8 protein-coding genes and 3 pseudogenes are annotated in these 10,464 nt (G+C 72.7%); 9 read left to right on the top strand and 2 right to left on the bottom strand.

Translation table 11 applies throughout. The features are described 5' to 3' along the window. A pseudogene (locus ABZ887_RS41450) lies at nt 1-812 on the top strand (FAD/NAD(P)-binding oxidoreductase); the annotation flags it as partial. A gap of 249 nt (nt 813-1,061) precedes the next feature. Next, on the top strand, nt 1,062-2,096 hold the full coding sequence (locus ABZ887_RS41445; RefSeq protein WP_361302190.1) for a cytochrome P450: 1,035 nt from the start codon (nt 1,062-1,064) through the stop codon (nt 2,094-2,096). A 54-nt stretch (nt 2,097-2,150) separates the two neighbouring features. On the opposite strand, the gene ABZ887_RS41440 is transcribed toward ABZ887_RS41445, so the two are convergent. Then, nucleotides 2,151-2,969, bottom strand: coding sequence for a CDP-alcohol phosphatidyltransferase family protein (locus ABZ887_RS41440; RefSeq protein ID WP_361302170.1), 819 nt, complete (start codon nt 2,967-2,969; stop codon nt 2,151-2,153). A 121-nt stretch (nt 2,970-3,090) separates the two neighbouring features. On the opposite strand from ABZ887_RS41440, the gene ABZ887_RS41435 reads away from it, so the two are divergent. The 5 genes and pseudogenes from ABZ887_RS41435 to ABZ887_RS41415 all read left to right on the top strand — a co-directional run. Next, on the top strand, nt 3,091-4,074 hold the full coding sequence (locus ABZ887_RS41435) for a dehydrogenase (RefSeq protein ID WP_361302167.1): 984 nt from the start codon (nt 3,091-3,093) through the stop codon (nt 4,072-4,074). Between the two features lie 160 nt (nt 4,075-4,234). Further along, complete coding sequence (locus tag ABZ887_RS41430; protein ID WP_361302165.1) at nt 4,235-4,633, top strand: 6-carboxytetrahydropterin synthase; 399 nt, start codon at nt 4,235-4,237, stop codon at nt 4,631-4,633. Next, nucleotides 4,630-5,832, top strand: a complete 1,203-nt coding sequence (locus ABZ887_RS41425) for a glycosyltransferase family 4 protein (protein WP_361302162.1) — start codon at nt 4,630-4,632, stop codon at nt 5,830-5,832. The genes ABZ887_RS41430 and ABZ887_RS41425 overlap by 4 nt, the downstream gene beginning before the upstream one ends. Continuing rightward, complete coding sequence (locus ABZ887_RS41420; protein WP_361302159.1) at nt 5,829-6,851, top strand: trans-aconitate methyltransferase; 1,023 nt, start codon at nt 5,829-5,831, stop codon at nt 6,849-6,851. Before ABZ887_RS41425 ends, ABZ887_RS41420 begins: the two co-directional genes overlap by 4 nt. After that, nucleotides 6,848-7,729 (top strand): annotated as a pseudogene (locus tag ABZ887_RS41415) (lysylphosphatidylglycerol synthase transmembrane domain-containing protein); the annotation flags it as partial. The gene ABZ887_RS41420 and the pseudogene ABZ887_RS41415, both read left to right, overlap by 4 nt. Before the next feature lie 98 nt (nt 7,730-7,827). Here the strand turns inward: ABZ887_RS41415 and ABZ887_RS41410 are convergent. Then, nucleotides 7,828-8,586 (bottom strand): creatininase family protein, encoded by a 759-nt coding sequence (locus ABZ887_RS41410; protein WP_361302156.1) that lies wholly within the window; start codon nt 8,584-8,586, stop codon nt 7,828-7,830. A 38-nt stretch (nt 8,587-8,624) separates the two neighbouring features. On the opposite strand from ABZ887_RS41410, the gene ribA reads away from it, so the two are divergent. Next, a complete protein-coding gene (gene ribA, locus ABZ887_RS41405) occupies nt 8,625-9,284 on the top strand; it encodes a GTP cyclohydrolase II (RefSeq protein WP_361302153.1) in 660 nt (219 codons plus the stop codon). 55 nt (nt 9,285-9,339) lie between these two features. Then, a pseudogene (locus ABZ887_RS41400) lies at nt 9,340-10,462 on the top strand (FAD-binding oxidoreductase). Nucleotides 10,463-10,464 lie beyond the last annotated feature (2 nt).

Here is a 10,464-nt window from a genome sequence, read left to right as displayed (position 1 = left end):
CGCCGTACCCGCTGGTCGGGGCGCTCGGCGCGATGATCGGCGAGGTGGCGGCCGACATGCAGCGCGCCCACGGGGTCGACCTGCGGTGCGGGGTCGAGGTCACCTCGCTGGAGGGCGACGCGCGGGGACGGCTGCGCCGGGCCCACTTCGATGACGGCTCCACGGTCGACGCCGACGTGGCGGTGGTGGCACTCGGAAGCATCCGCAACACCGAGTGGCTGCAGGGCTCCGGACTGGCGGCGGGCGTGTGGGGAGTCACCTGTGACACGGGCTGCCGCGCCCTCGACGTCGACGGCCGCGTCACCGACGACGTCTTCGCCGCGGGAGACGTGGCACTCTGCCCGAACCCCCACTACGGATCCCGGCTCATCTCGCTGGAGCACTGGGCCGACGCCGTGGAGCAGGCGGAGGTCGCCGCCCACAACATGGTCAGCGCCCCGGCGGACCGCCGCTCCCACGTCTGCGTCCCGCGGTTCTGGTCGATCCAGTTCGGCGTCAACATCAAGTCCGTCGGCGTGCCGACCCTCGCCGACGAGACGGCCGTCGTCCAGGGATCGCTGGGCGACCTCCGTTTCGTCACCGCGTATGGCTACCGGGGCCGCGTCACGGCCGCCGTGAGCTTCGACTACGGCAAGCGGCTGGACCACTACCGGCGGTTGATCGAGACGGCCGCGCCCTTCCCGCCGCCCTGCCCCACGCCAGACCGGCCGCCCGACGGGAAACCGGTCCCCGTCGACCTCCCCGACCCCGCCCTGCTCGCACGGGGCGCCACGGCGGTCGTCACGGGCGATGCCCCCGGTGAGCCCCGCGTCACCGCCGTACACCGGCATCGCAGGGAGCGGGAGGCGCGCCGGACGGCCACGCCCGGGACGGCCGACACGCTGCAACGGATCTTCGACCAGTCCGCCCGGGCCGACCCCTACCCGCTGTATGCCGAGTTGCGCAGGACGCCGGTGGCCCGACAGGAGGACGGCAGCTACGTCATCAGCACGTACCGCGAGATCACGGACGTGCTGAACGACCCGCACCTGAGTTCTGACGTGCGCAACCTGTCGCGCCCGATGCCCTCGGACGACGGAGAACCCCCGTCGTCGTTCATCCACATGGACTCGCCCGAGCACGACCGGCTGCGGCGGATGGCGACACGTCAGTTCGGCCCCCCGCACACCCCGGGGCTGGTGACCGGGCTCGAAGGCTTCCTGACCGCCACCGTCGGCGACCTGATCGACGACCTGGCGGGCAAGGAGCGGATCGACGTCGTCGACGACTTCGCCGTCCCGCTCCCCGTGACCGTGACCTGCCACCTGCTCGGCGTGCCCCGGGAGGACGAGCCGAGGTTCCACCTCTGGGTGAACGACATCATGAGCTCGATCGACTACGACCCGGCGACCGACCCGAAGGAGAGACTGGACAAGGGAGTGCAGGCCCGCGAGGACCTGTACCAGTGCCTCGGCGGGCTGGTGGAGCGGAGTCACGGCCGACCGGGAGACGGCCTGCTCGCACGGCTGGCCAACGACGACGGACCGGACGGGCGGATGACCGACGCCGATGTCGTCGCGACTGCGAGGCTGCTCCTCATCGCCGGCCACGAGACCACGGCCAACCTCATCACCAACGGAATGCTGACGCTGCTGCGCCACCCGCAGATCCTGGAACGGCTGCGCGGCGAACCGGACCTGGTGGTGCCGCTGGTCGAGGAACTGCTGCGCTACGAGCCGCCGGTGCACATCATTCCCTGGCGGGCCGCGTACAGCGACGTCACCGTCGCCGACACCGTCATCCCCGGGGGCTCGCAGGTCATGCTGATGCTGGCCTCGGGCAGCCGCGACCCGGACCGCTTCCACGATCCGGACCGTTTCGACCCCGACCGGCGCGACAACCAGCACCTGGGCTTCGGCAGCGGCATCCACCTGTGCTTCGGCGGCCCGCTGGCCCGACGGGAGGCCCAGATCGCACTCGGCGAGCTGGTACGCCGCCTCGACCATCCCACCCTGGTCGCCGACCCGCCCCCGTACCGGCGCAGCCCCGTGCTCCGCGGGCCGATCCATCTGTGGGTCGGGCAGGGTGACGACGGGCGCGGCAGCCGAGGGCGGTAAGCAGTAAGGGCAGTGCCAGTGCGACGGTGCCACGGGGCGGCCGGCGTCGCCGGGTCAGCGCATCGCCAGTTCCAGGAACTCGATGCCCTCGACGGAAATCTCCGAAGACTCCATGGACGCGGCCTCCGCCGGCACCTCCAGCACCGGCGCCGGCACCGCCGTCCGTGCGTTGCGCGACAGCCACAGCACGTCCCGCCCGAACGACCACACCAGGGAGCCGAGCGCCAGCAGCACCACGCCCAGGTTGGCCGCGTAGGGCAGCAGGTCCGCGCCGGCCAGCAGCAGGCAGATGCCCTGCATCGCGGCGACCGTCTTGCGGGCCATGGAGTGCGGCAGCGGGGCGTTCAGCCAGGGTGCCGCCTTCGCGGCCGCGACGAACGCGTAGCGCATCCCGCCGATGAGGAGGACCCACGGCCCGAGCTGCGTCGAGACGTACACGCTCAGCACCAGGATCAGGAACGCGTCGACCTCCATGTCGAAGCGCGCGCCCAGCGCGGTCGACGTACCCGTCTTGCGGGCCACCTTGCCGTCCACCCCGTCGAGGATGAGGGCCACGGCCGTCAGGCCGACCAGGAGGGTGACCGGCGGGGAGCTCTCGAAGGAGTCGGCGACCAGGGCGGTCACGCCGCCGACCAGGATCGCGCGGCCGAGGGTCACCCGGTTGGCGGGGCCGAAGGAGCGGGGGCGGGTGCGGTGCAGGGCCCGGGAGAGGACCGCCCAGGTGGCTATCGCGAACGCGAGACCCGTCAGCCAGCCGGCCGGCCCCATGCCGATCGCCGTCCCGAGCAGGGCCAGCAACAGGATCTGCACGCCCGCTCCCACAGCGGTCTCCTGCTGGACCAGCCTGGCTTCGTAAGTGTTGTTCAGGGCCACCGCACGTCCTCCGGCCGAATGACAGAGTCGATCAACGCCGCGTACTGTGCGCGGCCTGTGCACTTCTCGCTGTGCACAACTCCGTACGTGAACCACTTCCCGATCGTTCAGGAGGATGCCGATGAACTCCTCGGCCCGCGCGTTCTGGCTCCGCTCCCCGGGCCACGGAGAGCTGCGCGACGTCACCCTCGCGGAGCCCGGCGAGGGTGAGGTCCTGGTGCGCGCGCTGTACTCGGGAGTCAGCCGTGGCACCGAGACACTGGTGTTCCGGGGCGGGGTGCCGGAGAGCCAACACGCCGTGATGCGGGCGCCGTTCCAGGAGGGCGAGTTCCCCGGCCCGGTCAAGTACGGCTACCTCAGCGTCGGCGTGGTCGAGCAGGGCCCCGATGGGCTGATCGGACGTACCGTCTTCTGTCTGTATCCGCATCAGACGCGTTACGTCGTTCCGGTGAGCGCGGTGACGGTGGTACCCGAGTCGGTACCACCGGCACGTGCGGTACTCGCGGGCACGGTCGAGACCGCCGTGAACGCCCTCTGGGACGCGGCGCCGCTGGTCGGCGACCGGATCGCGGTGATCGGCGGCGGCATGGTCGGCTGCTCGGTCACCGCCCTGCTCGCCCGCTTCCCCGGACTGCGGCTCCAGCTGGTCGACGCCGACCCGGCCCGGGCCAGGACGGCCGAGGCGCTCGGCGTGGACTTCGCGGCCCCCGAGGACGCCCTCGGCGACTGCGACCTCGTCGTGCACGCCAGCGCCACCGAACAGGGCCTCACCCGCGCGCTGGAACTCCTCGCACCGGAGGGCACGGTCCTCGACCTCAGCTGGTACGGCGACCGGCGGATCGCCCTCCCGCTCGGCGAGGCCTTCCACTCCCGCCGGCTCACCGTACGCAGCAGCCAGGTCGGCACCGTCTCCCCGGCCGCCCGCGCCGGCCGCACGTACGCCGACCGGCTCGCCCTGGCCCTGGACCTGCTGGCCGACCCGGCGCTGGACGCCCTCATCACCGGGGAGAGCGCGTTCGAGGAGCTGCCGGAGCTGCTCCCGAAACTCGCCTCCGGGGAGATTCCCGCCCTCTGCCACCGGGTCCGCTACGGCGACAACGGCTGACGGAACGTCCAATAACGGCCGGTGCGGGCCGCCAAGAGGTCCTGACCTGAGAAAAGAGTGAGAGTGGACTGAACGCGGGGAAGCCAAGAGCCGTATTAAGGGCATCCCCCGGCAGGGATCAGCCGGGGGACCAGACGCGCCGCACCTGGAGGGTCGTCCGTTGTTCAGCATCACCGTCCGCGATCACATCATGATCGCCCACAGCTTCCGCGGCGAGGTGTTCGGGCCCGCGCAGCGACTGCACGGCGCCACGTTCCTCGTGGACGCCACCTTCCGGCGTGAGCAGCTGGACGACGACAACATCGTCGTCGACATCGGTCTTGCCACCCAGGAACTCGGCGCCGTGGTCAGCGAGCTGAACTACAGAAACCTGGACAGCGAGCCCGACTTCGCCGGGATCAACACCTCCACGGAGTTCCTCGCGAAGGTCATCGCCGACCGGCTCGCCGAACGCATCGAGAAGGGTGCGCTGGGCGAGGGCGCCAGGGGTCTCGCCGGACTGACCGTCACCCTCCACGAGTCGCACGTCGCCTGGGCGAGTTACGAGCGTGCCCTGTGACCGACATGGCCATCGGCCGCCCGTCGGCCCTCACCTATGTGCCCGCGCAGCGCGCGGCCGCCTCCGAGAGCAGTGCCCCGGCGAGCATCGGGATCCTCCCCATGTCCCTGCGCAACGTGCACTTCGTCATGCCGGGCGGCGTCGACGACCCGGCCAACCCGAGCGGCGGCAACGCCTACGACCGGCGGATCTGCCTGGACCTGCCCGGCTTCGGATGGCAGGTCACCCGGCACACGGTGGACGGCTCCTGGCCGCGCCCCGGCACCGACGCCCGCGACGCCCTCGCCCGCACCCTGCGGGAGCTGCCCGACGGGGCGGTCGTCCTCCTCGACGGCCTGGTGGCCTGCGGGGTCCCGGAGATCGTCGTACCGGAGACGGAACGGCTGCGGCTCGTCGTCCTCGTGCACCTGCCGCTCGGCGACGAGACCGGCCTCGACGCGGCGGTGGCCGCCGACCTGGACGCCCGCGAGCGCGCCGTGCTGCGCGCCGTACCGGCCGTGATCGCGACCAGCGACTGGGCGGTACGACGGCTGGTCTCGCACCACGGCCTGGCCCCCGACCGGGTCCATGTCGCCGCCCCCGGCGCCGACATCGCCCCGCTGGCCGGCGGCACCGACGGCGTCTCGCACCTGCTGTGCGTCGCAGCCGTCACCCCGCGCAAGGGCCAGCACCGGCTGGTCGAGGCGCTCGCGGCGGTCCGGGACCTGCCCTGGACCTGCACCTGCGTCGGCGGCCTCGGCCAGGACCCCGAGTACGTCGCCCACCTGCGGGCGCTCATCGCCCGCCACGGGCTGACCGACCGGCTGCACCTCGCGGGCCCCCGCGCCGGCGCCGACCTCGACGCCAGCTACGCGGCCGCCGACCTGATGGTCCTCACCTCGTACGCCGAGACCTACGGCATGGCGGTCACCGAGGCCCTCGCCCGCGGCATCCCGGTGCTCGCCACCGACGTCGGCGGGCTGCCCGAGGCGGTCGGCCGCGCCCCCGACGGCGGGGTGCCCGGCATCCTCGTACCGCCGGAGAACCCCGCCGCCCTCGCCGTCGAACTGCGCGGCTGGTTCGGCGAGGCGGACGTACGCCGCCGTCTCAAGGCCGCCGCGCGCGGCCGGCGGGCGGCGCTCGACGGCTGGGCGACCACCGCCCGCAGCCTGGCCGGAGTCCTGCTCCGACTCCCTGACGAACCCCGGAGGGCGGCATGACCAGCGAGACCACCACCACTACTCCGGTCGGCGCGATCCCCGCGCAGCCCGGGCCGACGGATGTTACGGATGCGGGAGTGGGACGAGAACGCGAACAGGCGCCCTCCGAGGTGATCGCCGGAGCCGGTCCCGTCGTCCGCCCGGGCGAGCGGGCCACCGTACGGCTGCGGGAGACCGGACCCGAGGAGCCGCCGCGGTACGCCCCCGAGTGGCTGGAGCTGCGGGAGAGCGCGGACGCGGCCGCCCGGGCGCACGACCTGCTGGACCCGCTGCGGATCCGGCTGGCCAACCTGCCCGGCAAGGCGGGCGGCGTGGTCGTCCACGACCTGGGCTGCGGCACCGGCTCCATGGGCCGCTGGCTCGCCCCCCGCCTGGACGGCGCCCAGCACTGGATCCTGCACGACCGCGACCCCTACCTGCTGCACTTCGCCGCCGTCGCCTCGCCGCGCGCGGCCGCCGACGGCAGCCGGGTCACCGTGGAGACCCGGCGCGGTGACGTCGCCCGCCTCACCCCCGACGCGCTGATCGGCGCCTCCCTGGTCACCGCGTCCGCGCTGCTCGACGTGCTCACCAGGGAGGAGATAGACACCCTCGCCGCGGCCTGCGCCGGGGCCGGCTGCCCCGCGCTGCTCACCCTGTCGGTGGCCGGACGGGTCGAACTGACCCCCTCCCACCCGCTGGACGCGGAGCTCGCCGAGGCGTTCAACGCCCACCAGCGGCGCGGCGGACTGCTCGGCCCGGACGCGGTCACCGCCGCCTGTGAGGCCTTCGCCGACCGGGGCGCCACCGTGAAGGTGCACCCCAGCGCTTGGCGGCTCGGCCCGGACGAGAAGGCGCTCACCGAGCAGTGGCTGCGCGGCTGGGTCGGCGCGGCCGTCGAGCAGCGCCCCGAACTGGCCGAGCGCGCCGACGCCTACCTGGCCGAGCGGCTCGCCGCCAACGCGGCCGGCGAACTGCGGGCCGTCGTGCACCACAGTGACCTGCTCGCGCTCGCCCGGCCGACCGGAGGCACCTCATGAGCACCCCCACCCTGGTCCGGGAGACCGCGCCCGTCGCCCCGCTCGCCGTGCCCCGGCGCCTCAACCTCCGGGCCCTCCGCACCCACCTGGGCACCCTCGGCGGAGCCGCCATCATCGCCGTGCTGCTGTGGCGGCTCGGCACCGGAGTCTTCCTCGACGGACTGCGCAGGATCGACACCCCGACGCTGGTCGCCGGCCTGGCGGTCGGCGCGGTCACGACCGTACTGAGCGCCTGGCGCTGGCAGTTGGTCGCCCGCAGCCTCGGACTGCGGCTCCCGCTCGGGCCCGCCGTCGGCGACTACTACCGGGCGCTGTTCCTGAACGCGGCCCTGCCCGGCGGGGTGCTCGGCGACGTGCACCGGGCGGTCAGGCACGGACAGAGCGAGGGCGACATCGGGCGCGGTGTCCGCGCCGTCGTCCTCGAACGCACCGCCGGACAGATCGCGTTGACGGTGTTCGGCGCGGGCGCGCTGCTGATCCTGCCCTCGCCGGTCCGCGCCGACGTGCGCAGCTTCGCCCCGCTGGCGGCGGCCGGGGTGGCCGGCGCGTGCGCGATCGTGCTCGCCGTCCGCATGAACAAGTCGCCCGGCAAGCGCGGCGGTGCCCTGCGCGCCACCCTCGGCGAGGCCCGCCGCGCGCTGCTGTCGCGGCGCAACGGGCCGGGCGTCGCGCTGTCCTCGGCGGTCATCCTCGCCGGGCACGTCGGGATGTTCGTGGTGGCCGCCCGGGTCGCGGGCTCGGCCGCCTCCGTGGCGGTCCTCGTCCCGATCGCCGTCCTCGCCCTGGTCGCCATGGGCCTGCCGCTGAACGTCGGCGGCTGGGGCCCCCGGGAGGGCGTCACCGCCTGGGCGTTCGCCGCGGCCGGCCTCGGGGCGGACAGCGGCTTCGCCACCGCGGTCGTCTACGGCGTCCTCAGCTTCGTGGCGGCCCTGCCGGGCCTGGTGGTCCTGGTCGTCCGCTGGTACGCCGGACTGCGCTACTCCCGCCCGGCGGTGAGCAGTTCGAAAACCGCGCCGAAGGAATCCGCGAGGCTCGACAGGAGTTCCTTCCCCTTTTCCGCCGACCCGAGGGAAGGGCGGCCGATGACGCCCGACTCGGTATAGGCGGACATTCCCAGGGTGAGGAGATGACGACGGTCGTCAGCGGTGAAATCGGCGGACTCGTAACCAGGGCGGACCAATTCGGGATGAGCGTGCAGCAGAATGGAGGTCTCGATTTCTCCGGCATGCATGTCGGTGAGCGCCGAGGTCTCCACCCCGGCCTTCGCGAGCGCCGTCTCCCAGTCCTCCGCGGCCGGGTACAGCGCCAGCCGCTCGCCCCGCGCGGACGCCTCCTGCACGACGTTGCCCAGCACGTAGTTGCCGCCGTGGCCGTTGACCACGACCAGCGCCTCGACGCCCGAGCGGCGCAGCGAGGCGGCGATGTCGGTCACCACCGCGTGCAGCGTCACCGCGGAGATGCTGACGGTCCCCGGCCAGGCGGCGTGCTCGTGCGAGCAGGAGACCGTCACCGGCGGCAGCAGGTGCACCGGGTACGCGGCGGCGATCTCCCGGGCGACGGCACAGGCGACGAGGGTGTCCGTCGCCAGCGGAAGGTAGCGGCCGTGCTGTTCGAAGCTCCCCACGGGAAGGACGGCGACCTGTGTTGAAACGCCCGCCCCCCTGGTCCGTACCTCTTCCGTGGTGTCCGCCGGCAACAAGCCGTATGCCGACGTACGCGCGCCCGAACCACTCATCTTTTCACGGCCTTTCGTCTCTGCTTAGGAATCAGATCATGACAGAAAACATCGGCGTACTCGGCACCAAGTCCCCACGGCGTTCGGGCGTGGAACGCGTCGTGAATGCACCGCTGCCCACCGTCTACGGGAAATTCCAGGCGATCGGCTACCTGGACCACGACCGCGGAGACGAGCAGGTCGCCCTGGTCTACGGGGACATCGACAGCGACCGGGTGCTGACCCGGCTGCACTCGGAGTGCCTGACCGGGGACGCGTTCGGCTCCCAGCACTGCGAGTGCGGTGACCAGCTGGCCGCCGCACTGCGCGCGGTCGTCGCCGAAGGCAGCGGCATCGTCGTCTACCTGCGGGGCCACGAGGGCCGCGGCATCGGCCTGCTCGGCAAGCTCCGCGCGATGGCCCTGCAGGCCGAGGGCCTGGACACGGTCGAGGCCAACCTCGCGCTCGGACTGCCCGTCGACGCCCGCGACTACGGCGTCGCCGCCGGCATCCTGAGCGACCTCGGGGTGCGTTCGGTACGCCTGATGTCCAACAACCCGCGCAAGCGCGAGTCCCTGGTACGGCACGGCATCGAGGTTGCGGAAACGGTCCCGCTGCTGATCGAGCCGTGCGAGAACAACATCACCTACCTGCGGACGAAGCGCGAGCGCCTCGACCACGTGCTGCCCCACCTGGACGCGGTGGCGCACTGGTCCTGAGGTACCGGGCGGCCTCCGGGGGAAGGATCGGGGGAGACCGACAGGAGGTACACGCGTGAATCTTCGGGCCCAGGTCGTGATCATCGGCGGTGGGGTGATGGGTACCAGCATCGCCTGCCATCTCGCGAGCGCCGGCGTCCGTGACGTCGTCCTCGTCGAACGCGACGAACTCGCCGCCGGATCCACCTCGAAGGCCGCGGGCGGGGTGCGCGCCCAGTTCTCGGACGAGCTCAACATCCAGCTGGGCGCGCGCAGCTTAGAGGCCTTCGCCCGCTTCGGCGAGGAGATCGGGTACGACATCGGGCTGCACCGGGTCGGCTACCTCTTCCTCCTCTCCACCCCCGAGGAGGTCGCCTCCTTCGAGGCGAGTGTGGGGCGGCAGGACTCCCTCGGCGTGCCGAACTGCGTGTTCCGACCCCGCCGAGGGGCTGCTGGCCTGCGGTCTGTCACCGAACGACGGCCACTGCACCGATCCTTGGGACCGAACCAGGGCGAACCCGGTCAGCCGCACGCTCCGAACGGTGTTGAGCGCACTGGTCGTCCGCTTTCGCAGCCCGGGCGGCGACACGGATCCTGTCCGTGGTCCGAGCCGGGCGGGCGGAGTCCCTCACGACCTGGCCTGTGAGCGCGGCCAGAGGCGACGGGGAGGCCCTGAACCATCTCTCTGGTGGAGGAGGGGCCCCGCACGCTGGCACCGCACTCGGCGTCCCAGATCGCACAGCGACGCTACCGTGCCGGTACCAGGCCCGCGCAAGCCTGTACGCCGCCTATCACACCATCGAGTTAATTCGCGCCGTGGCCCCGGCCTGCTGCTCGGCATGTCCGACCCCGACGAACGGCCGGGCTTCGCCACCGACACCCATGACCGCTGGATCCCGCGCCTGTACGCGGCGATGGAGCGCCGGGCGCCGGCCCTGCTCGACCTGCGCCGCACCGGCGGCTGGGCGGGCCTGTACGAGAACACCCCGGACCACAACGCCCTGATCGGCGAGGCGGGTTCGGTCTCCCGGTTCCTGTACGCCACCGGGTTCTCCGGCCACGGCTTCCTGCAGGCACCGGCCGTCGGCGAGGTGATCCGCGACCTGTACCTGGGCCGGACGCCCTTCCTGGACGTCCGCCCGCTCGGCGCCGACCGGTTCGCGGCCGACGCCCCACGCCCGGAGGCCAACCTGGTCTGACC

The sequence above is a fragment of the Streptomyces sp. NPDC047061 genome (assembly GCF_040643955.1).
Lineage (GTDB): Bacteria > Actinomycetota > Actinomycetes > Streptomycetales > Streptomycetaceae > Streptomyces.
Note: the sequence above shows the minus strand (reverse complement) of the source record. Positions and strands in the feature narration are given on the sequence as shown.

Bases quoted from the DNA above. Each gene is read 5' to 3' on its own strand.
- ABZ887_RS41445 (WP_361302190.1), top strand. From the start codon at position 1,062: ATGCCCTCGGACGACGGAGAACCCCCGTCGTCGTTCATCCACATGGAC.
- ABZ887_RS41435 (WP_361302167.1), top strand. From the start codon at position 3,091: ATGAACTCCTCGGCCCGCGCGTTCTGGCTCCGCTCCCCGGGCCACGGA.
- ABZ887_RS41420 (WP_361302159.1), top strand. From the start codon at position 5,829: ATGACCAGCGAGACCACCACCACTACTCCGGTCGGCGCGATCCCCGCG.
- ABZ887_RS41410 (WP_361302156.1), bottom strand. From the start codon at position 8,586: ATGAGTGGTTCGGGCGCGCGTACGTCGGCATACGGCTTGTTGCCGGCG.
- ribA (WP_361302153.1), top strand. From the start codon at position 8,625: ATGACAGAAAACATCGGCGTACTCGGCACCAAGTCCCCACGGCGTTCG.